This is a genomic window from Desulfosarcina ovata subsp. ovata (assembly GCF_009689005.1).
GTDB classification, from domain to species: Bacteria; Desulfobacterota; Desulfobacteria; order Desulfobacterales; family Desulfosarcinaceae; genus Desulfosarcina; species Desulfosarcina ovata.
This window is the reverse complement of record NZ_AP021879.1, coordinates 1,898,665-1,921,603: the sequence shown is the minus strand read 5'-3', so window position 1 is coordinate 1,921,603 and position 22,939 is coordinate 1,898,665. Positions and strand designations below refer to the sequence as shown.

The window sequence follows — 22,939 nt, the reverse complement described above, 5'->3', positions numbered from 1 at the left end:
CTATCAGCCGAAGGCTGCCAAACTCTGTGTCTCTGTGGACTCGAACGAAGTGGGCGAGATAAAAATAGTTTCTCGCAGAGTCGCAGAGCTCACAGAGAGTGAATAGGTAGTTGGGCTATGCCCATAGAGATCGGCTTTCATCCGTTTTAAATTGATTTCGGTCTTCAGAAATCAAACCCCTCCGCGCCTCTGTGGCCTCGAGCGAAGCGGGCGAGAAACAAATTATCTCTCGCAGAGATCGCAGAGAGATCGTGTTTCAGAGGGCTTCTCCAAAAAACCAATTTTTAATGATGAATTATAAATTTTCTGATTATATCGGATTTTGGGGAGGTCTCCGGTACCCACCCAAAGAAGCCGAAACGTACAAGTTTTGCAACCAGTTGTTGTGATATCTGAATTGGTTTAGCTGTTCCGCCGGACTTTTAAATCCATTGTGCAACTTAACCGTTCGAGGATTGTATGGTGAAAAATTATTGATGAGCGTCCATCCTCGAATACTCAACTGCGCTGCATCCATCGATCCATGAAAATATTGGGTACTGTACAGGTGGCGATCCATTCTTTGCATCAACCGGTCAACCATGTTACTGGTTCGGTGTGCTTTAGGATGATCGTAGGCAACACGATAGGCGGCAATGTTTTTCCGTAACTTCGTTATGGGATCTATGATAACGGATGGCACAGCATTCTTTTCGCACCATTCGTACAACCTTCTTATTCTTTGGGAAAACGATGCCTTACTTTCAGCGCGATAACACTCCCATAGCTTTGATGCGGCGTTTTCAAAAATATCTCGGTATTTCTTTTTGGCACGGTCACGAATTTTGATAAACACATGAAGAAAACAGCAAATGATAACTACTGCCGGGAAGAGGAATTGCCACGCATTTCGGGTGGCTTTCCAGCCGTCCATATTCACGGTTTCCGGTGAATATTCCGGCTTTATACACTGGGCCTCTTGTTTGTACACTTGATACGCATCTGTTAACGCTTGTTCTCCGGCGTCTTTGGCAACGGCTGCACCGAGAATACAGCCATCACCAACTGTCGTGGCCACATACGTTTTTTCACCTAAAATTCGAGTATGCTTTTCATCAGCGGCAAGATGTTCGGGAACATCTTGAGGATTTCGGACAGTTGTTCCGACAATGCTGTTTCGCCCGATAGATTGTTCGATTCGATACCAATACATGGGATCTTTTCCGAAAACACGACTTATGGCCCAAAATGGTATGTCGAACTTTCTAAAAAACATTGCATCTTCGATTTCGTCAACAAATCCAACGAGGTATGGCAGTACAAATGAAGGACGAATGGTGTAAGCAACACCGGATATTTTAATTCGACGGATCCATATGGATTGTTTTTTTGAGTAATAAAGATCCTTCATCCGATATCCATTTTCGATTTCAGCCGGGAATAATTCCGGAAACAGTTCGATCCTTTTGTTTACGGAAGTTCTGAAATCAACCGGGTTGAGTATGTTGCATTCATAATTGCCTTGAGAAAAGGGCAAACATATGATTCTGTTGTTTCGGTTAGCGGATCTTGTATCTGCTATTCCCATATAGTTAGAGACCTCCTTTGGCGGGATGTGTCTCTAACTATATAAAATTATTAGTAAAAAGTCTAGACTCAAATCTTCAATAATATCAACATGTTGTGTTTTTGTCGGGGGATAGGCCACTGTATGTTCGGCTTATTGGAATCAAACTCCCCAAAATCCGTTATAATCAGTAAATTTTGAATGAAGGCGTAGCTAAAGGTTACCAATAACGGCAAACTTACCCCCTTTTAGGGGTTAACCCAATACCACCCTTTCTAAGGGTGGATCCTTTATTCCCTTGCGCCTCAAGTAAAATAGGCATTTGCGCGAATTTACATTGACAAAGAATATAATGTATATACACATGTGTATATACATTATCTGCTTGGCCACAGGGAGGCAAACATGGAAACCGCAAAGATTTTCAAAAGTGGCAACTCCCAAGCGGTCCGGTTGCCCAAAGCCTACCAATTCGATGTTTCAGAAGTCCAAATATTTAGACGGGGTGACGAGATCGTTCTAAAACGAAAACCGCAAAATCTGTCCAGAGTGTTCGAGCTTTTAACCGAAATGTCGGATGATTTCATGGAAGAGGGACGCTGCCAACCGTCGATGCAGGAAAGAGAACCGATATGACGGTGATGTTAGACACGGATATTTGCATTTATACGATAAAAAAGAAGCCTCCCAGTGTCTTAAAACGGCTCGAAATGTGCCAGACCGGCGCTGTGGTCATGTCAGCTGTAACGTTTGCGGAATTAATGAACGGCGCAAAAAAAAGTCGTTGGGTTGATGACAATGTTCGCCGGTTGAATGCCCTGAGCGAGCTTATCGAGGTTCTTGCCTTTGACAGAGATGCCGCCGTGGTTTACGGAGATGTCCGCTCAGATCTTGAAAAAAGAGGACTGGTCATCGGTGGCAACGATCTGTTTATCGCTGCGCATGCGTTAAGTCTGGGCTATCCCCTGGTGACCAATAACCAAAGGGAATTCAGTCGGGTCAAGGGTTTAATGATCGATAACTGGTTGGAATAGCGACCATTTCTGGTGAAATTTTAAATATTGTGTTTCATCCATTTTTTTGATTTCCCTCTCAAAAATCAAACTTAACTCCGCGCCTTTGTGTACTCGAGCGAAGCGGGCGAGAAATAAAAAAGATGCCTCTCGCAGAGTCGCAGAGATCACAGAGAGGATTGACTTGTTTGATTCCCTTCTTAGAAATCAAACTTAACTCAGCGCCTCTGTGTACTCGAGTGAAACGGGCGAGAAACCAAAAAATGGACATCAATCGACTATCATCCAAAATCATCAAAGCAGCAATCGATGTTCACTCTGCATTGGGGCCAGGCCTGCTGGAGTCGGTATACCAGAAATGCATGGCGATCGAATTTGATGCGATTGGGATGGATTTCAAGACCGAAGTGCCGTTGCCCGTTCTTTATCGCGATAGGGTCATCACAGATGATGGGTTCAGGATAGACATGCTTGTTGAAGACACGATCATCGTGGAGCTTAAATCCGTCGAATTGGTGAAATCGGTACATAAAAAACAACTGCTTACATATTTGCGATTGGCGAAGAAACCCATTGGGTTACTGATCAATTTCAATGAAACCCTGCTAAAAGAGGGCATCACGAGAATCATTAATGAAAAGTAGCCTCTCGCAAGTCGCAGAGATCACAGAGAGGGCGTTGTTTATTGGGCTTTGCCCATAGAAATCGGCTTTCATCTGTTTTAGATTGATTTCGCCCCTTCAGGAATCAATCCCCTCCGCGCCTCCGCGTACTCGAACGAAGTGGGCGAGAGAAAAAGATAAAATCGGCACCCATCCACATTTTTGGAGTTAGGAAATGCTGAAGAGCGGAACTTCGGAAAATATAATAACAGAAACTGGGGAGAGCAGAAGATTTGAATTCGGATAGATGAAACAAAGGCGGGATATCAAGCACTTTAGAGATCTTGATGTATATAGACTTGCTTTTGATTTACTGCAATTAATAAAAGGGATATTTATGCGAAGAAAACATTTCCCTGTAATTGTTGAACAAGATGATGATGGTATATTTATCGTGACGTGCCCGGTTTTTAAAGGATGCCATAGCTATGGGCACACTATTGATGAGGCGATGGAAAATATTAAAGAAGCGATTGGTGCATGTTTAGATGAGGATATAACAGAATTTGATGGCTATACTCAATTTGTCGGTGTTCGGGATGTAGAGATTGCTGTATGACGTCATTCCCGACTATATCATTTAAACAGTTGATCAAGCGGGTTGAAAAATTAGGGTTTCAACGGGTAAGACAACGGGGTTCTCACATACGCTTTGTTCATCCCGATGGAAGGAAGACTACAATTCCGGATCACGGAAATAAAGATGTACCAAAAGGTTTATTAACCAAAATAATACGATATGATCTTGAAATAGAACCAAACAATTTTTTGGAATGAATGATTTAAAAGCTTTCCATAATTCAAAATTCAAAATTCAAAACTTAAAATTCGAAATTGTTTTTATCAATTTCCCCCCCAGAAATCAAACTTACTCCGCGCCTCTGTGGCCTCGAGCGAAGCGGGCGAGAAACAAATTATCTCTCGCAGAGTCGCAGAGATCACAGAGAGAGACCAGATGTGTTGGCTTCGCCAAAAAACCAATTCTTAACTCAAAAGACAATAGTACACGGATTTTCAGGATGAACACGGAAAAAAACTTGTTTTTTTAACTCAGCGAAGCTGATTCTATGCTCGCCTTATCTGTGTCCACCCGCGTTCATCCGTGCCCTAAAAACCATTATATCCAATGAAACCCTTGACACCAGCGGAAAAAGAAAAAATCGTATCCCGGTTGTTCTGGAACACAGCTTTCAACGCCAGCTGACCCTGCTTTTCCGATCCGTGTTTATCCGTGTTAATCCGTGTCCCAAAAAAATGAAACATCAAGAGCTAACCGAAGAAGTCATCAAGGTCTTTTACCGGGTATACAACGCCTTAGGGTATGGCTTCCTGGAAAAGGTATACGAAAATGCGATGATGATCGAATTTAGAAAGGAAGGGGTGTCCGCCTTCCAGCAGTCACCCATAAATGTAATCTATTCTGACCAGATTGTAGGACAATATTTTACAGATATAATCATCGATGAGAAAGTGATTGTCGAAATCAAGGCAAAGAAATCCCTAACATCGGAAGATGAAGCGCAGTTACTCAATTACCTGAAAGCCACCGATAAAGAAGTTGGGCTTCTGATCAACTTTGGGCCAAAGCCGGAATTGAGCCGAAAAGTGTTCGATAACAGCAAGAAATAGTTGGACACGGATTTACACAGATGCACGCGGATAAAGAAATTATAGCTTTAAATTCAGCGATAGCTGAGAATTTTACGCTCTATCCGTGTTAATCCGCGTTCATCCGTGTCCCCGAAAAAGCAGTAATAGCACACGGATTTTCACAGATACACGCGGATACAGCAAAAAATATCACCGCAGAGTCGCAACGAACGCAAAGAAAATGTAGAATTGGGGTGGCTTCGCCAATTTTTATTCCCGTTAGGGAAATCAAACCCCTCCGCGAACTCCACGTCTCAAGCGAAGCGGGCGGTGAGATAATCAGCGAAGCTGAACCTTTAACACCCGATTCGTGTCCATCTGCGTTCATCTGTGTCCCATAAAAAGGTCTTTCCAGCCGTAGGCTGTTTTAAAAACGTCCGTGTCAGTCCGTGTGAGTCCGTGTGTGTCTGTGGCTAAATAAATTTCTGCGACCTTTGCGCCTTGAGCGAAGTGGGCAGTGAACCAATTAAACCAATCGAACCAACCAATCCAACTAACCAAGCGAATTAAAACGGTTGTAACCTAATGCAAATTCATCTTATTGCCGCTGCCAGACCCAATTTCATGAAAATCGCTCCGCTTTACCATACTTTAAAAAGAGAAGATTGGGCTGAACCTGTTATCGTGCATACGGGTCAGCATTATGACCTTAATATGTCCGATGCCTTTTTCACCGACTTGAAACTGCCTGCTCCTCACATCCACCTCGGCGTCGGTAGTGGCAGCCACGCCGAGCAGACAGGCAAGGTGATGATTGCCTATGAAAAAGTGATCTACGAAAAGCAGCCGGATATGGTTGTCGTCGTCGGCGACGTCAATTCCACGCTCGCCTGCACCATCGCTGCAGTTAAAGTCAACTATCCAACCAACCCAAAGAACTCAACAAACTTATTTATCCGCCCTGTGGTCGCGCACTTAGAGGCAGGCCTGCGCTCCTTTGACCGAACCATGCCCGAAGAGATCAATCGCATAGCCACCGACGCACTGGCGGATATTTTATGGACGCCATCTCCGGATGGCGATGCAAACCTGGTCAAAGAAGGTGTAGATAAGGGAAAGATTGAGCGCGTCGGAAATATCATGATCGACTCATTGGAAATGATGCGCGACACGATCAAGGCCGAGAATACTCATCTTGAGTTTGGACTGAATAAAAATGAATTCGGAGTTGTGACCTTCCATCGTCCTGCGAATGTAGACAACGTTGAAATTTTATCCTCGCTATGCACATCGCTTATTTCGATTTCCAAAATGATTCCTCTGGTCTTCCCCGTTCATCCACGCACAAGGAAAAATCTTGAGGAATACGGCCTGATGCCGAGTCTTACGAAATGTAGCAGCATAATTTTGACTGAACCGTTAAACTATGTCCGCTTCATGAGTCTGGTTTTCAATTGCCGTTTGGCCATAACGGATTCCGGCGGCATCCAGGAAGAGACGACCTATCTTGGCATTCCATGCCTGACCATGCGGCCCAACACCGAACGCCCGGTCACCGTCACCGAAGGCACCAACCGTTTGTGCACCCATGATGAAATTGAAGCAATGGCTATAAAATCTTTAAAAATGGACCGAATCCAAAGAACGCCACCAGACTTGTGGGACGGCCAGACCGCTCATCGGATTGTTGAGTCCATAGAAAAATTAAAATTCGAAACTGAAATTATTCCTGTCCGTGTTCATCCATAGGAAATCTAATTCTCTGAGAACTCTGCGCCTTGAGTAAAGTGGGCGGTAAAAAACCAATTCAAAATTCAAAACTCATAATTCAAAATTTGAGAACAGTTGAGGTAACTTATGATTGAAAAGCACAAATTAATAATAGCGCTAATATGTTCGACTTTATTGATAACATTGTCCTGTTCTCAAGGGGGTGAAATGGAACAAAAAAAGTCACCTATAACAGCTTGAAGGATATCCCTGATGCATCCTGGGAAAAGCTGTCCCAGAAGAAAATCTATTTTGGCCATCAGTCGGTGGGGTATAATATTATTGACGGCATCAAAGACTTGATGAAGGAAAATCCAAAGATCAAGCTCAATATCGTCGAAACCAAGGATGTCAATGGCATTAAAGGCGGCTTTCTTGCACACTCCACGGTTGGCAAGAATACTGATCCAAAATCAAAAATAGATGATTTTAATAAAAATAAGTGGGTATGCACTTTACTCAAGTACCCACTATATATTGTGGTCGAGATCGGCATCTAAGGGATCCAGGTTCGAATTATCCTGCCCAGTAAGAAAAGGTAGGGCTGGTCCTTTCAGTGACGGAGCGGGAACCGGATCTACCATCATTGCCTGCTGTACCAGTCGGTAAAAGAGCTTGCCACGAGAAGCACTTTTCCGCCGGTTAAAACGAAAAGTGAATTCATCGAGGTAATAGGTCAAATGAGAGGGCCGTACTGCTCCCTGATATGTACCAAGAAGCCAGCGTTTTAACAGAGCAGCGACTAAATGGACAGACTTGAGTTCTTTCGAGCCAAGAGAAACATGCTTAAAACCGTAATCATTCAAATTAGCATAAGCAGCCCAATCATCCGTACGGATCGTACTATCCGGCTGGACGACATTTTGAATGAACGGTATCAGGCTTTCGGCAGATGCGTTTTCAAGGTGCTGCAACCGAATTCTTCCCAGTGCATGATCATCCTCATCGCTGTTCATTTCCACAGCGATACCAACCAAGGCTTTTCCTGCGGCTCCCCGTCCTCGTTTTCCGGGCTTTGCTCCGCCGACATATGTTTCATCGACCTCGACCAAATCACACAGCTTGTCCCGATTCGGTCTGACCATTGCTCGGCGCAGTTTATGGAGCCACTGCCAGGCCGTATGATAGCTCCCCAAGCCAAGCAGCCGTTTCAACCCCAGTGCATTTGCACCGTACTTTTGATTTGTAATATGCCACATGGCACGGAACCACATCGGAAGGGGCTTGCGAGCGCCGTGCAATATAGTTCCAGAAGTGACCGAGCTTTGTGCTCCACAATTGGTGCAATGGAACAAATCTCTGCCTGTCTTCCATATTTTTTGTGCTTTGCATTGGGGGCAGATGAAACCATTCGGCCATCTGATCTTTTGCAGATACTCCAAACAGGCAGCATTGGTACTGAACCGGCTCTCAAGCTCCGACAAGGTGCGGGGGTAATCTTCCTCCATAGGAAGACACACTACATCTTGTGGTTACTTGAGTCAAGTGCATACCCACTTAAAAATATTAGTGCCGGGATTGGGAGCAATGCCGATGCTGCCGCACTTAAGTTCTGCTATGTAGACATAATGTTCAAGACCGATGTCAACAAGGTTTTTTAAGAATATAAGGCAGATGTTGAGAAACTAAGAAAAGATTACCCCGATCTAACCATTATTCATTTTACGGCACCTTTGACACAGCGCCAAACCGGATGGAAAGCCTCCATCAAGAAGCTTATTGGAAGGGAAATAGGTGGTGTGGAGGACAATCGGAAAAGAACCGAGTATAATGAGCTACTGATTAAAGAGTTCCAAGGGAAAGATCCCATTCTCGATATTGCCAAGATTGAATCCACCTTCCACAATGGAACGCGCGAATCTTTCGAGGTGGACGGCAACACATATTATATTCCATGGCTCCTGAATATACTTATGATGGCGGGCACCTGAACGAGATTGGACGCAAAAAGGTCGCTGAGCAATTTTTACTTCTGCTGGCAAATCTTGATTGAGCCAGTTTAGACAGGATTAACAGGATTTACAAGATAAAAAATATTTCTGTAGACGATATAAAACTGGCAGGAAATTTGTCGTCCGATGGTTAATTATAAATTTTTAATCCTGGCCATATTTGGCACCCTGTTCATCACTTACGCGTCATCTATCCCGGATATTACTATCGTCTCTTCAAATGATTCTTTAGACAGTTTGGTTTCAAACCTTGCACATGTACCTGTGTTTGCTTGTTTAAGCTTTTTTTGGTTTAAAGCTTTTCATGGAAGTATGCTGTGGCACAGGAAAACGTTTTTTGTTTTGATCGGTCTATTTCTCTTTTCGTTATCAGACGAGTTCCATCAATCGATGGTACCGGGTAGAACGGCCTCGTTTTCTGATATTATTTTGGATTTTATCGGGATCATCCTGGGGTTTTTTGCCTTTAGAATTTTTGACAGGATTAACAGGATTTACAAGCTGGTTTAAGAGTTTTTATCCTGATAATCCTGTAAATCCTGTCAAAAAAAATTTTTCCGATAGAAGGCTGTAGGTCCAAGGCAAAAGATTTATAGTTTTTCCTGGCTGGCTTGTTTATCAGTGTAGCTGAATGCTTTAACTCTCATCCGTGTTAATCCGTGTCCCAAAGACCTTGTCCTCAGTGCTCTCTGCGCTTCGAGCGAAGCGGGTGTGAGATAAAATATTTATCCTGGAAATTCTGTTAATCCTGTCAAATATACATGAACGATTATTCAATAAATATCAGACTTGCCGAAGAGTCTGACCGTCAACGTTGGGACGAGTTTGTACTGAGTCACCCGAATGCATCACCCTACCACCTTTTAGCATGGAAAAAGGCAATCGAGACCGGATACAAGCATAAATGCCATTATTTGATTGCCGAAAAGCATAATAAGATTGTCGGTATCTTGCCGTTGGTGCAACTTCGATTATTTCCATTCATCAACGAAATGGTTGCCTTGCCGTTCTGTGACGTAGGCAGTTGTATTTCGGTAGATGCCCAAATCGAGGATTCGCTATGCAAGGAGGCGATACAATTAAATATTATAAAGAAAACAAAAAACATCCAGCTTCGGGGCGATTTGGCACCAACCGAAACTATTCAATCGCAGTTCAAGGCAATAGATACCGATAAAGTTCGAATGTTCCTCAATCTACCTTCTTCGCCAGAAGAATTGTTGGCAAGCTTCAAATCCAAACTTCGCAGCCAGGTACGCAAGGCGGAAAAAAATGGAGTCGTCTTCGAATGGGGCGGTTTGGAAGATATTGACGGCGCTTACCATGTATTTTCGAAAAACATGCATGAGCTTGGATCACCGGTTCATTCAAAATTATTCCTGAAGGCAGTTCTGGAAAACTATGGTAATAGAGCCAAACTGGGTCTGGCTACCTTTGAGGGGCGCATCATCGGGATGGGTATTATTCTTTTAGGCGGAAAGTGCGTTTCCATTCCATGGGCATCAACGTTGAGGGAATATAATCGTTTAGGCCCCAACATGCTTCTGTATTGGAATTTTTTGAAATATAGCGCTGACAACAGATTTGCTTATTTCGATTTCGGGCGTTCTACGGAAGGTGAGGGGACGTATAAATTCAAAAAGCAATGGGGAGCAAAACCGATTCCCTTGGTCTGGTATGAACTGAATGATAATGACAGGAAGCGAAAAGACAAAATCAATACTGGCGAAGGTATAGACAAACGAGAACTGGCCGCCGAGTTGTGGCGTAAAATGCCTTTAAAGTTGGCTAATATTATTGGCCCTCATATTCGAAAATACATAAGCTTGTAGACAGGATTTACAGGACTGACAGGATTGTTAAAAAAAAGAAATTGGACAGGATTTACAGGATTGTCAGGATGTTTGGTCGCCTCTGGCGAAACAGCACACGGTCAAATAATTCAGCATATAGTTGCCTGTTCTACACTCAGGCGGTGTACTACGCGATTTTATATGTAAATTCTGTAGATCTTGTTAATCCTGTCAAAAGGCTGACAGTATCAAAAAACGATAGAGAGATATAAACAATGATTAATTTACCATTGAGGCGACGGAGGAACCTGATTATTTCGCCTTTGGCGAAACCAAATATTTTTCATTATCTTGTAGATCCTGTTAATCCTGTCAAAAACATAAAAAATGATTTCTGACGAGATAACACACAAAATTATTGGATGCGCTTACAAAGTTTATAATCACCTGGGATTTGGATTTCTGGAAAGCGTCTATCATAAGGCGATGGTAATTGAATTGACCAAGCAAAATCTGAATGTCGAATCTGAAAAACCACTCGAAGTTTACTATGATGATCAAATTGTGGGGAAGTTCTTTGCCGATCTTGTTGTTGAAGATATTGTTGTCGTTGAACTGAAATCGATACAAAAAATTGCAAAAGAGCATGAAGTTCAATTGGTCAACTATCTGAATTGCATAAGGAAGGATATCGGACTACTGATTAATTTTGGACCAACGTCGGTAGATGTTAAAAGAAAATATAGAAAGCCCTTTGGACAGGATTAACATGATTTACAATATAATTGAACTTTACGGTATTCGACAGAAGAAGCACAACCAAGTAGACAGGATTAACGGGATTAGCTGGATTTTAACCTAAAAAAGGCTTCACCCGAAATCACTTCATGTTTATTATAATTATTTTCCTATTTGGCCAAAGGCCATGTAAACAATCCTGTACATCCTGTCAAAAAAACACCGAAGGCCAACTAAAGACAATCTTATTCATCCTGTAAATCATGTATAAAAAATAACAAATTATCCGACAGGATTAACAGGATTGCCAAGATAACATAATATACGGGTTTTACCCGAAAAAACTTAAATAAATGTTCTTTTCATTATTAATAATTATGAGAAATAGTTGGCCGAAAGCCATGAATAAAATATCCTGAAGATCTTGTTAATCCTGTCTAAATAAATTACTAAAAATAGAATCCATTCATTAGTGTTAAAATTTTTAAAAAATTTAGCTTGGTACCCCCCTGCCGAGACGAAAATCCCTTGGTCGGCCATTCTATCAACATTCAACAGGGAGCCGGTCGATTTCAAATCTGTTCTGTGCAACTATCTGAATGTTAAGCACTGCATCCTCGCTGAAAGTGCAAGAGTGCTGTTATACAAATTGCTTTTGTCGCTAAAAGAAAGAGAGGGCGGTAATCGTGATGAAGTGTTGATCCCCGGCTATACTTGTTATTCAGTAGCCGCGTCCGTCGCCAAAGCTGGTCTTAAAATCGCCGTCTATGATCTTGATCCAAGCACCCTTTTTGCAGATGTTGACTCCCTTCGACGTGCCATCTCAGAGAAGACCCTGGCTGTGGTTGCCCAGCATCTTTTTGGTATTTTGTCGCCGCTTGATGAAATCATCAACTCAACTCAACAACACGGTGCATACCTAATCGAGGATGCGGCCCAGGCATTTGGAAAGGGCAACGAACTAAGGGCTCCTGGCACTCTGGGAGATTTCGGATTGTTCAGTTTCGGGAGAGGCAAACCTCTACCGGTTGGAGGGGGAGGCGCCCTGGTTTCGAACAGTCATCAAGATATTTTAAATATCACTCAAATAGGTTCCGAAGAAAAGGGATACAAGCAAGCAATTGTAACGGCTGCCACACAGGCCATTTCAAAACCATATCTCTATTGGATTCCTGAAATGCTGCCCCTCGGCCTTGGCGAGACGGTTTTCGATCCTGACTTCAATGTTGAAGGGTTGCCCCGTGCCATGGAATCAATGATGGCGATGAGCCTGCCAAGCCTTGACAGGCTGAATCAGCATCGGAGAAAAATCTCAGATATTTACTCGGAAATGATCGATCCAAAATTACAGGTCCTAAACTCAGATCAGGCAACCTCAATTATCCGCTTTCCAGTGATGCTGACTAATACTATGCTCGATAAAAAAATGAAGCGATATGGAATTCGGCAGATGTATCCGCATTCGATAGTCGATGAAATTTCAATCAAACCCCATTTAAGGAATAAGCAGGGCTTGACACCAGGTGCTACCGAAATCGCGGAGAAGCTGTTCACTCTTCCTACACATATCGGAATTGATGAAAGAATGGCCAAGGACATTTCTATTTTAGTGCAAAAAACAGTCAGACAGGATTTACAGGATTGACATGATATAAAAAGTGGTCGCTTCGCGAAAAAGAAAAGCCTTGGTTTGACAGGATTAACATGATGGACGGGATGAAAGAAGTGGTCGCTACGCGAAAAAATTAAAACTTTATGTTGTTTATGTTTTTAAAATCCTGATGATCCAGTAAATCCTGTCAATTTTTAGTGTTTTTTCATTCGATGTCCGATGTTCAGCTTACAATGCATGCAGCGTGGTCAATTCAGAACACACTCTATTTTACTCATGATTAAAATCGTGTTGGGTCTATTATACCATGGCCTATTTCAAAGAGCGGACAGATATTCCTGATTTCTACCAAGTACACCAGGGTACCAGAGATTATAAAAAAAATGGGGTTCGCATACTTCCGATAGAAACATTTTGTAAAGAACTGAAACTTCATTAATGAGGATTTACATGATGTTCAGGATAAAATAAGTCGCTACGCGAAATACAAAAAACTTATAGACAGGATTAACATGATGTACAGGATGAGAGAAGTGGTCGCTACGCGAAAAAGCAATGCTTTGTTTTTAAAATCCTGACGATCCTGTAAATCCTGTCCAAGTTTGTTCTTTTTATATTTTACATCAATGCTATCCATACAATCATGTTAACCCTGTCAAAAAGTACCCTTTTCTTTTATTTTAAATATCCATACAATCTTGTTAATCCTGTCTAAAAGTTGGAAATACAAATGTTAGAATTCATATTCTGGTTTTCCGTTTTCATGATATTCTATGCCTACTTCGGCTATCCCTCATGCCTCATGGCAATTTTGGGTTATCGCAAAGTTAAATCCTTATTTTCTTCAAAGGAAAAAAAAGATCTTGCTTCAACCTTAAACCATCCACCTTATACCTATAACCATACCCATGACGACCTTCCTTCAGTTTCCTTCATCATAACCGCCTACAACGAAGAAAAGCGAATTGAAGACAAAATAAAGAATTCATTGGCTTTAAATTATCCAAAGGACAACCTTGAAATCATCGTCGCTTCGGACTGTTCTAGTGATAATACTGATGAAATCGTTAATAGCTATTCAAACGCTGGTGTGAGGTTAGTGCGGGCCCCAGAAAGAAAAGGCAAGGAAAACGCCCAGAAGCACGCAGTAGATGCCTCATCGGGCGAGATTTTAGTCTTTTCGGATGTCGCGACAATCTTAAAGCCAGATGCGATCCAAAATATCGTCGGCAACTTCAGTGACCCAACCATCGGTTGTGTCAGTAGTGAGGACCGATTTATCGATAAAGATGGAAATGTCAGTGGTGAGGGCGCGTATGTTCGCTATGAAATGTTTCTCAGAAACCTGGAGACCAAAGTCAATACGCTCGTCGGGTTGAGTGGCTCTTTCTTTGCTGCCAGAAGAACCGTCTGTGAAAACTGGGCAACTGATCTACAAAGCGATTTCAATACATTGCTTAACTCTATCAAGATTGGATTGCGAGGTGTATCGGATCCAAAGAGCATCGGCTACTACCAAAACATTGCTGACGAAAAAAAGGAATTTCAAAGGAAGGTCAGAACGGTATTGCGCGGCATATCGGTTCTGATGAGGAACTTGTCTCTGTTGAACCCGAAAAAATACGGCATGTTTGCCTGGCAATTGTTCAGTCACAAACTTTGCCGGTGGTTGGTTCCGTTTTTTATGATTCTTGCGTTTCTATCCAATTTCCTGATCGTTATTAATTCCGGTTCGTTCATTCTTGTTTTCATCGCTCAGCTTTTGTTTTACACGACTGCGATTTTCTACTATCTCATAGTGAATAGAGATATTGATCTTTTCCTCTCACCTGACAATATTAAATCCAATGTCCTTAAGAAAGCATTTAAAATACTTACCGCTTCAGCCTTAAAGCTTATACCTATCACTAAACTTTCCTACTTCTTCACCATCGTTAACTGTTCAATACTGGTAGCATGGTTTAGCTACTTTAAAGGCCAGCGTGCCACATTCTGGGAACCATCCAAACGATGATTCGATTTATTTTTCTGCTGGTGCTTTGGCTGCTCGCTTTTTACCCGGTATATCCGGAAATGGTTTCAACCTGGTTGAACCATTCCGACAACTCGCATGGCATTCTCGTTCCATTCGTCAGCTTGTATTTTATTTGGAACCATCGCGAGGCGATCATCGACCTCCACAAGCGGGAGTCCATCTGGGGGTTACTCCTGCTGATTTTCAGTCTGGTGCTCTATCTGATCAGTTACGCTGGTGGCGTCGCCGTTGCCGCTCGCGCCATGATCGTCTTTTCACTGATCGGTCTGGTGCTGTATAATTGGGGCGGCGATGTAACTCGGAAACTGCTTTTCCCGATGCTTTTCCTGCTCTTCATGGTGCCGATACCGGTGTCGCTAATCGGCTTGATTTCGCTTCCACTTCAGCATGTTGCAACCGACATTGCCGCATTTGTAATCCGACTGACAAGTATTCCGGTGCATCAGGAAGGAAACATGCTGTATTTCGTACAAACCCAATTGGAGGTAGCCGAAGCCTGCAGCGGTTTGCGTTCCATCGTTTCGCTGTTAATGCTGGGAAGTATTTTCATTTATTTGTCGCATTTCAGCCCTACGGCAAAAATCATATTCCTGCTGTCGACCATACCGCTGGCCATGTTCGCCAATATCGTTCGTGTCACTGGAACTGGTATTTTAGCGCATTTTTATGGTTCGGCGGTGGCAAGAGGCTTTCTGCATGACTTTTCAGGAATGGTCGTTTTTGTGTTCGGCCTGGCGTTGCTATATGTAGAATACAAGCTGATCAACATATGGCAGAAAAGGGAAACCTAAAGTGAGTCAACGACCACCCCCTCAGCGGGTGGCTTGGATTTCCCCGCGAAGCGGGAAAAGCCAAAAACACTTCAGTGTTTCAATCGTTGCGGTTGTGACCGGGTGTGCGTACAGCACCCGGTTTGAAAACAACCAATCAAGATTTGCCCTCTGTTCTTATCGGCTATTGGCTTCTGAACCCTGTATTCTGACACCTTAATTCTGGAGCCATTTTTTTATATCATGCCTTCATCTAGATCTTTTTGCATATCTTTATCTACGCTGGTGTTAACGATTGGTCTGGTCTTTTTTATTGCACAGCGTGGTGAGCCAGTCGTCGTAAAAACCAACCTGGAGAATATTCCCTATGCCTTGGGCGCTTATATCGGCACTGAAGATCGCTTCGACGATTCCATATACAAAGAATTGAACGCCGACAGGCATGTATACCGGCATTACCGGTCTGCCGACGGAACCCAGATAAATCTCTACATTGGCTATTACGGGACCGCCAAGGGAGGGAGGACCGGCCACAATCCGTATGCCTGCCTGCCAGGTGCGGGTTGGGGAATCGTTAAAAACCAAAAAGTCGCCATAGAGGTCTCCGGAAAAAGGGAGACGGTCAACCTAGTGGTCGCGGAGATGGGCAACACCTACCGCACCATGCTGCATTGGTACCAAAGCGATGGCGACAAGGTGATGGTAACCGGAATTCAGCAAAACATCCAGCGACTTCTACTAAAAATCAGGCACAATCGCAATGACGGTGCATACGTACAGGTTTCGATGCTTTCTGACAGGAGCGGTCTCGATCAGGCAAAGATGAAAACCGTTCAGTTTGCCGGGCAGATTCTGCAATTGTTGCCTGCTTTCTGGCCGGAGGAAAAATAAATGCGGATCTTTGAATGGTATAATTATTATGAATATTTATTTTAAAATAATTACAGACCTTGACTTGCTGCTTAAATATAGCGATGCATGGAACAAAATTATCGAGGAAGATGAATATGCATCTATAGCGTTAACACCTGAATGGTTTGAATGCTGGTGGCAGGCGAATCAATTAGGGCCGAAAAAGAGTAAATTACACGTTCTTATACTCTTTGATAGAGCAAAGGTTATAGCAATATTTCTTCTTCAAATAAGTAAATGTACTTTTCGTGGAGTACCGATAACAAAGCTTCATTCATGTACGGATGGGATCACACCTCATTTCGATTTCATCATTTCAAAAGGGTATAAAGCGTTTGCAATAGATATACTGCTTTATTATATAAGTAAATGTAAAAGAAGCTGGGATATAGCAATATTTGATAAATTTAGAGACAATGATAAACGAAATTTATTTATAGAAAAAATAGGCGAATACAAGTGTTTCAAATGCGGTAAAGAATCCTCTTTGGTCACACCTGTTATAAGAATTGAAAACGGCTGGGATAAATTCTGGAAGTTAAAATCTAAAAAATTTAAAAAGTCATTACGTAACAAAATAAACAGGATTAATAAAGCCGAGAAGATAACCTATGAACAAGTTGAAAAAATTGAAAATGCAAAATTATCATTGGAACAAATTTTTAATGTCTCATCCTGCAGCTGGAAAGGTGAATGTTGTAGATCAATTGTTGATAATCCGATAGAACGTAATTTTTATGAAAGAATTTCGAAGATAGGTTTTAAGAAGGGATGGAGTAAAATTTGGGTGCTGAATTACGACAATATACCAATAGCTTATGAATATCATTTGGTTTACAAGAATGTTGCTTATCCCCTCCGTGCGGATTATGATGAAGCCTATCGCAACTTATCACCTGGTTCTTTCTTAGAATACAGCATTATAAAAAATTTATTTGATAGCAAAAAGATTAAATTATACTATTCATGTGGTCATTGTTATCAATATTTGATGAATTGGACTGATGAAACGGAGAAACTACAACAAATCTTGCTATTTAATTCAAATTTTTTATCTAACATTTTATATTTATTTGAATTTCTATTGTTGCCTATTTTAAGGAAAAACAAACAATTCATGTTATTGAAAAACATAATAAGAGGGAAATTTAATGGTAATTAATAAAGGTATTAATGCGATAAAAACAATAAGCAGTGACTTTGTTCAATTATATAAGCGTGAGATAGATTTTTACAAGGCAGTACCGCGACATGCATTGTTGTTTTTAACTTTTCGATGCACATCTAAATGCCGTGCATGTACTATGTGGAAAAGAATAGTAAATGAAAAAGATGAGCTAAATCTTCAACAATGGAAAAATATTATAAAAGATTTAAGTGTGAATGGTGTTAAAATAATAGAATTATTCGGTGGCGATGTATTTTTAAGGAAAGAGTTGACAGTTGAGTTGATAAAATATTCAAATGAGTTGGGCATGGTTGTTCATATGCCAACAAACGCAATCCTATTGGACGAAGAGACAATACAAGAGATAGTCGATGCCGGTTTACATACTCTGTATATTTCTGTAGATGAGATAGATAAAAATCACGATAAGATACGTGGTACAAAAGGCAATTTTGATCATATCATTAAATCGATTGTAAATTTAAAAAAAGTGAGAAGTTTAAAAGGATCTAAAAGACCTACGGTATACTGCAATACGACAATATCAAAATTAAACATTGATTCTATTGAAGAAATAGTATCTTTCGCACATAAACAGAATTTTGATGTGTGTGCGTTAGAATATATAGGAGAGTTCACGGAGGTTCATGTTAAAAGATCACGTATTGATGGGATATATCCCGATCCTTACTTCCTTCTTAGAGGAGAGTCGCTTTTGCTAAATAATGATCAAGCAAAGAAGCTTAAAAAAACAGTGCCGAAACTAATCAAAAAGTATAAATACTCAGATACAGAAATGTATACTTTAAATATTGATACACTTTCTAAAAAAAATATTGTTTCCGGAACAGTTCCAAACACAAAGTGTTATATGGAACGAAATCAGGTAACCGTTGATCCGTATGGCAACATCATAGCCTGTCCTTTTTTTTCAAATTATAAACTTGGGAACCTATCTGCTACGCCTTTACAGGATATCTGGAATAATAAAACGCACCTTCGATTTCGAGAACAACAAAATAAGAATACTCTCAAAATGTGTTCACATTGTATCATGGGCGTTGAAAGAAATTATAATATTATCAAGGGAATGCAAAGAATTTACTACAAACGTATTCATGAAAAGTTAATATAATCTTCTTTAAGTTTAAGAAAGATAATTATGTCTAATTTAAGGATTGTTGTATTGGTAAGTTCAGACCCATCCGATATTTATTTTGCCAATCAGCTTATTAAAGAATTAAACGTAGTTGGTGTAATTATTGAAGATCAAAAGAAGAATATCTCAAAAATTAAAAGAATATACAAGCTGATAAAGATGATTTTAACACCGATTCTTTTAAGTCGGAGACTCAAAGAACACTTTATTACAAACAATTTTTATAAAAAATACGGTAAAAAAATTACTGAATCAAATGATTCAATGTTCGGAGAAGAATCAAAAAGAATTATTTGCAGTGATTCCTGTTCTACGTATACTATTTATTCTCCGGAAACGATAAATAGCAAAAGGTCTATCGAGTATATAAAATCGTTACGAACGGATTTAATAGCTGTATGTGGGACATCGATTATAAAGAATGAAATTCTATCGATACCTAAAAATGGTGTGTTAAATCTTCATGGCGGACTTTCTCAAAAATACAGAGGGTTGTGGACAACTCATTGGGCTTTGATAAATAAAGAGCCCGAATATATTGGAGCTACAGTCCATTACGTAACCAGTGGAATTGATGACGGCTCTATAGTTTACCAAAGCAGACCTATCATTCAGATAGAGGATAACCCTGAAACGCTATACGCAAAAGTAGTCAAAATTGGTATTAAGATGATGATAAGGACTATTAAAGAAATACAAAACGGTACTCATGTTTGTCATAAACTTAAAATAAAGGGTGATCTCTATTTGAGTGAAATGATGAATGTCATTTTGCTCGAAAAATCCTGGAAAAATATTGAAAAAGGTATACTTTCACAATATATAGATAATAAAGAAAAAATTGATATAAAATTGGAGTCGATAACTAATGCTAAAAGTTATATTTTATTCAATTAATTTGTCAATAAGCCATTTTTACGATTTCTGAATGCTGATCATGAAAAGGATTGATAGAAGACAGTTTCTAAAGGTTTTAAATTTTTTTTATTTGTCATTGGTTACAACTCTTTTTACATCTTCAAGAACTAAAAAATGTTTTGGAGATTACTGGAGAGATAATTTAAATACGAATAAAGATTACAAACCAATTGTATTGAGAATGTATAATGACAAAGCAACCCATTGGGACTTTAAAAAAGGTAACTATATTGAATATATAAAGAATGATGTTGTAGCAGTTTTATTCGAAGAAGGACTAAAGACTTTTACAAACAGTTGTAGGATTAAAGAATCTTGGCTAAAAGTTTTAACAAATTATGAACCTGGTGATATAATTACGTTAAAGCCGAATTTAAACGCATTGCAGTTAGGATACAACAAAAATATTTGTACCACACCTGTGGTAATAAACACTGTTATTAAAAGTTTAGTTAATTCACTAAAAGTACAGCCTAACAAGATTTATGTATACGATTTATGCGTTAATCCTAAATTAATTGAAAAAATCATTGATTACCCAGTAAACTGTATTGGGAAATACGACAATACAATTTGTGGAAAAATACAAAAACGCATGAATTATGGATTAGGAGGATTTGACAAAAAAGCGAAAATAATTATGTCAACCCCTATTAATGAAGATGGAAAAAATATCGACTGTTATATGCCTAAAGTTCTTACTGAAACAAAGCATCTAATCAATATTCCTACAGTGAAATCTCATCAATTCCTTCTACTTTCCGGAGCGATGAAAAATCATTTTGGTACAGTTAGATTCTCGAATGGATCACAATATCCTACAATACTTCACAATTGCATTAATCATGCTATTAGCGATATTTATAGGAATGAACATATAAAACAAAAAACACGATTAATTATAGTAGATGGCCTTTTCGGTGCACCGCTTTATGGTACCAAAAACTATAAAGGCAGACTGCCTGTTAAATGGAAGACTCTTGGCAATAATTCACTAAATAGCCTTTTCTTTTCGACAGATCCTGTTGCGACAGAATCCGTTTTATCAGACATAATCCAAAAGGAGCAAAGCTACAGAAAAATAGCTTCAAAATCCTCAGAATATTTAAAGTTAGCTAACAAGAAGGGACTTGGTGTAGTTGAAAGAAGTATTTCACAATTATATAAAAGAATTGAATATATTCAAAAAGATGTTACAACTTAAATAGCCACTACTCCAAAAAAAATTATGGAAAAAAGAATTGAAATCGTTAAGAATATAGATGATATTCTCAAAAAAAAGAATGAATGGAACCAACTTCTAGAACGTTCTGCAATTTCTAATGTATTCTTAACCTGGGAGTGGTGTGTTGCATGGATTTATACTTATATACAAGATTTTAATGACCTATTCATCATATTTCTATACATCGAGAATGAACTTTACGGGATAGCACCTTTCTATCTTAAATATGAAAGTATTGGAATAACCAAAGTAAAGAAACTTCTTTTCATCGGAACACCATACGCTGGTTCGGATTATATGGAAATTATACAAAAGAAAGGAAAAGAAAAGATAGTCACCGACTTGTTATATAATTTCCTTATGAATGAAGGCAAACATTTCTGGAATAAAATTGATTTTATTGACGTTCCATCCGATTCTTTATTTCTAATGCATTTTAGCAATAATATTGAACATGATGGTAAATATTATGAGTTGAAAAAAGCATCCTATTCCCCGATTGCCACCATATCCTCGAATGAGGAAAAATTTTTTTTAAAAATGTCGAAGAGTTTTCGAAAAAAATTTAAACAAGACGTCAGGGTATTTCATAGAAATAATACCGCTAGGCATCACACACGATCAGATAAAATTGTTTCTTCTGATATTATCAAGTATTTTCGATTTTATAAAAAAATGACTGATTATGAAAGTGAAAAATTTAAACAACTTTTAATTAAATACAACAAGTTATGCCCTGATCATGCTATAATACAAATTGATTATTTAGAAGTGGATAATCGCGATGTCGCAGCACTCTTACATTTAAGATACAAAAATATACTTTCTATGTATCTGATGGTTATAGATAAATATTATAATCCTAAGATCAGTCTAGGAAATATTATTGTTGGTCTAAGCATTAAAAATGAAATTAATAGTGAGATAACAGAATACGACTTTCTTAAAGGAGAAGAATCTTATAAATTTCATTGGTCAAACAAAGGAAAAAGAAGTGTGAGCATAAAATTTTGGCAAGATTGTACTATTTGCAAAATTTCAGCTTTAATTGAAGAGTCAAAAAACATAGGTAAATTAATTCTTAGGTAGATACTATAATTTATGAAGCTTCTCATCACAATTGATACTGAAGAAGACAACTGGAACAGATATAGTCCTACTGTAAATCCTGTTTGCAATATTAAAGGAATTGAACGACTTCAAAAGATTTTTGATAAGTTTTCTGTAAAGCCAACTTATTTGATTACCTATCCAGTTGCAAACACCACAGATTCAATTAATATTTTAAAACCTATAATGGAAAAAGGAAATTGTGAAATTGGAGCGCATTGCCATCCATGGAACACACCACCACTGAATGATTTAGAACCGGTAAACAAGACCGATACGATGATCTGCAATCTTCCAGAAAATATGATTTACAAAAAAATTGCACTATTGCATCAAACAATAAAAAAGAATTTTGGCATCGCTCCAACCTCATTTAGAACCGGGAGGTACGGTTTTAGTAAGGAAGTAGCCCAGACGTTAGTAAAACTAAAATACAAAGTAGACTCCTCAATTACGCCCTATACTAACTGGAATCATAAACATGGTCCTGATTTTTCAAATAAAACACCGCATTTTTTTTGGTATGGATCAAACGGAAAAAAAATATATAGGATTGGAAAATTACTTGAGGTCCCGGTGTCCGTTGGATTCCTTCAGTCAAATTTCGATCTTAGGAACAGATTTTTAAAGTTTGCAGAACAAGATATATTTAAAAGAATCCATTTAGTCGGTCTGCTGGATTACTTGAATATTGTTTCTAAAGCCTGGTTATCTCCCGAAATTGAATCTCTTGATACAATGATCAAACTCAGCAAACAATTAAGAAAAAATAAGTTCAATTGCCTGAACCTGACCTTTCATTCAAGCAGCCTAGTCGAAGGGCTAAGCCCATTTACCACGACAAGGAAAGATGTTGAGCGTCTTTTAGAAAAAATATCTGATTTTATTTCCTTTGAAAGACGAAATGGCATTGAATCTCAAACATTGTCAGAATTTGCTGATGAAAAGCAAAAATCTACTCGATAG

23 protein-coding genes are annotated in these 22,939 nt (G+C 39.6%); 21 read left to right on the top strand and 2 right to left on the bottom strand.

Annotation, left to right across the window (positions count from 1 at the left end; translation table 11 throughout):
• Positions 1-310 precede the first annotated feature (310 nt).
• Positions 311-1,567, bottom strand: a complete 1,257-nt coding sequence (locus tag GN112_RS34290) for a hypothetical protein (RefSeq protein ID WP_231716904.1) — start codon at positions 1,565-1,567, stop codon at positions 311-313.
• 384 nt (positions 1,568-1,951) lie between these two features.
• Between GN112_RS34290 and GN112_RS08735 the strand changes: the two genes are divergently transcribed.
• The 8 genes from GN112_RS08735 (at position 1,952) to GN112_RS08700 (ending at position 7,081) form a co-directional block, all read left to right on the top strand.
• Positions 1,952-2,182 carry an antitoxin gene (locus tag GN112_RS08735; protein WP_155309852.1) on the top strand — a complete coding sequence of 77 codons (231 nt, stop codon included), beginning with the start codon at positions 1,952-1,954 and terminating at the stop codon, positions 2,180-2,182.
• Positions 2,179-2,580: a type II toxin-antitoxin system tRNA(fMet)-specific endonuclease VapC gene (gene vapC / locus GN112_RS08730; RefSeq protein ID WP_155309851.1), complete on the top strand. Its 402-nt coding sequence runs from the start codon at positions 2,179-2,181 to the stop codon at positions 2,578-2,580. Before GN112_RS08735 ends, vapC begins: the two co-directional genes overlap by 4 nt.
• A 242-nt stretch (positions 2,581-2,822) precedes the next feature.
• Positions 2,823-3,203 carry a GxxExxY protein gene (locus GN112_RS08725; RefSeq protein ID WP_155309850.1) on the top strand — a complete coding sequence of 127 codons (381 nt, stop codon included), beginning with the start codon at positions 2,823-2,825 and terminating at the stop codon, positions 3,201-3,203.
• Between the two features lie 265 nt (positions 3,204-3,468).
• Positions 3,469-3,780: a type II toxin-antitoxin system HicB family antitoxin gene (locus GN112_RS08720; RefSeq protein WP_197743295.1), complete on the top strand. Its 312-nt coding sequence runs from the start codon at positions 3,469-3,471 to the stop codon at positions 3,778-3,780.
• Positions 3,777-3,998: a type II toxin-antitoxin system HicA family toxin gene (locus tag GN112_RS35195; RefSeq protein WP_155309849.1), complete on the top strand. Its 222-nt coding sequence runs from the start codon at positions 3,777-3,779 to the stop codon at positions 3,996-3,998. The genes GN112_RS08720 and GN112_RS35195 overlap by 4 nt, the downstream gene beginning before the upstream one ends.
• Before the next feature lie 477 nt (positions 3,999-4,475).
• Positions 4,476-4,850 carry a GxxExxY protein gene (locus tag GN112_RS08710; RefSeq protein WP_155309848.1) on the top strand — a complete coding sequence of 125 codons (375 nt, stop codon included), beginning with the start codon at positions 4,476-4,478 and terminating at the stop codon, positions 4,848-4,850.
• Between the two features lie 546 nt (positions 4,851-5,396).
• Positions 5,397-6,560: a non-hydrolyzing UDP-N-acetylglucosamine 2-epimerase gene (gene wecB, locus GN112_RS08705; RefSeq protein ID WP_155309847.1), complete on the top strand. Its 1,164-nt coding sequence runs from the start codon at positions 5,397-5,399 to the stop codon at positions 6,558-6,560.
• 218 nt (positions 6,561-6,778) lie between these two features.
• Entirely contained in the window at positions 6,779-7,081 is a 303-nt protein-coding gene (locus GN112_RS08700) for a hypothetical protein (RefSeq protein ID WP_155309846.1), read from the top strand.
• On the opposite strand, the gene GN112_RS08695 is transcribed toward GN112_RS08700, so the two are convergent.
• Positions 7,052-8,029, bottom strand: a complete 978-nt coding sequence (locus tag GN112_RS08695; RefSeq protein ID WP_231716968.1) for an IS1595 family transposase — start codon at positions 8,027-8,029, stop codon at positions 7,052-7,054. The two genes, GN112_RS08700 and GN112_RS08695, sit on opposite strands and share 30 nt — an antisense overlap.
• Before the next feature lie 630 nt (positions 8,030-8,659).
• Here GN112_RS08695 and GN112_RS08690 point away from each other — a divergent pair.
• From GN112_RS08690 to GN112_RS08630, 13 genes are all read left to right on the top strand, one after another.
• Positions 8,660-9,043: a VanZ family protein gene (locus GN112_RS08690; protein ID WP_155309845.1), complete on the top strand. Its 384-nt coding sequence runs from the start codon at positions 8,660-8,662 to the stop codon at positions 9,041-9,043.
• A gap of 251 nt (positions 9,044-9,294) precedes the next feature.
• Complete coding sequence (locus GN112_RS08685; RefSeq protein WP_155309844.1) at positions 9,295-10,365, top strand: FemAB family XrtA/PEP-CTERM system-associated protein; 1,071 nt, start codon at positions 9,295-9,297, stop codon at positions 10,363-10,365.
• A gap of 348 nt (positions 10,366-10,713) precedes the next feature.
• Positions 10,714-11,094: a GxxExxY protein gene (locus GN112_RS08680; protein ID WP_155309843.1), complete on the top strand. Its 381-nt coding sequence runs from the start codon at positions 10,714-10,716 to the stop codon at positions 11,092-11,094.
• A 442-nt stretch (positions 11,095-11,536) separates the two neighbouring features.
• On the top strand, positions 11,537-12,709 hold the full coding sequence (locus GN112_RS08675) for an aminotransferase class V-fold PLP-dependent enzyme (RefSeq protein WP_162458847.1): 1,173 nt from the start codon (positions 11,537-11,539) through the stop codon (positions 12,707-12,709).
• Positions 12,710-13,406: 697 nt separating this feature from the next.
• Positions 13,407-14,690: a glycosyltransferase family 2 protein gene (locus GN112_RS08670; RefSeq protein ID WP_174247658.1), complete on the top strand. Its 1,284-nt coding sequence runs from the start codon at positions 13,407-13,409 to the stop codon at positions 14,688-14,690.
• Positions 14,687-15,502, top strand: a complete 816-nt coding sequence (gene xrtA / locus GN112_RS08665) for an exosortase A (RefSeq protein ID WP_155309841.1) — start codon at positions 14,687-14,689, stop codon at positions 15,500-15,502. The genes GN112_RS08670 and xrtA overlap by 4 nt, the downstream gene beginning before the upstream one ends.
• A 222-nt stretch (positions 15,503-15,724) precedes the next feature.
• Positions 15,725-16,372 carry an exosortase C-terminal domain/associated protein EpsI gene (locus tag GN112_RS08660; protein WP_155309840.1) on the top strand — a complete coding sequence of 216 codons (648 nt, stop codon included), beginning with the start codon at positions 15,725-15,727 and terminating at the stop codon, positions 16,370-16,372.
• Positions 16,373-16,400: 28 nt separating this feature from the next.
• Complete coding sequence (locus GN112_RS08655; protein WP_155309839.1) at positions 16,401-17,555, top strand: GNAT family N-acetyltransferase; 1,155 nt, start codon at positions 16,401-16,403, stop codon at positions 17,553-17,555.
• Positions 17,545-18,696 (top strand): radical SAM/SPASM domain-containing protein, encoded by a 1,152-nt coding sequence (locus GN112_RS08650; protein WP_155309838.1) that lies wholly within the window; start codon positions 17,545-17,547, stop codon positions 18,694-18,696. The genes GN112_RS08655 and GN112_RS08650 overlap by 11 nt, the downstream gene beginning before the upstream one ends.
• 27 nt (positions 18,697-18,723) lie before the next feature.
• The gene (locus tag GN112_RS08645) at positions 18,724-19,617 is read left to right on the top strand and encodes a formyl transferase (RefSeq protein ID WP_155309837.1); all 894 of its coding nucleotides are present in this window, start codon (positions 18,724-18,726) and stop codon (positions 19,615-19,617) included.
• Between the two features lie 40 nt (positions 19,618-19,657).
• Positions 19,658-20,842, top strand: a complete 1,185-nt coding sequence (locus GN112_RS08640; RefSeq protein ID WP_162458846.1) for a DUF362 domain-containing protein — start codon at positions 19,658-19,660, stop codon at positions 20,840-20,842.
• A 24-nt stretch (positions 20,843-20,866) separates the two neighbouring features.
• Positions 20,867-21,952 carry a GNAT family N-acetyltransferase gene (locus GN112_RS08635; protein ID WP_155309835.1) on the top strand — a complete coding sequence of 362 codons (1,086 nt, stop codon included), beginning with the start codon at positions 20,867-20,869 and terminating at the stop codon, positions 21,950-21,952.
• Between the two features lie 12 nt (positions 21,953-21,964).
• Complete coding sequence (locus GN112_RS08630; RefSeq protein WP_155309834.1) at positions 21,965-22,939, top strand: polysaccharide deacetylase family protein; 975 nt, start codon at positions 21,965-21,967, stop codon at positions 22,937-22,939.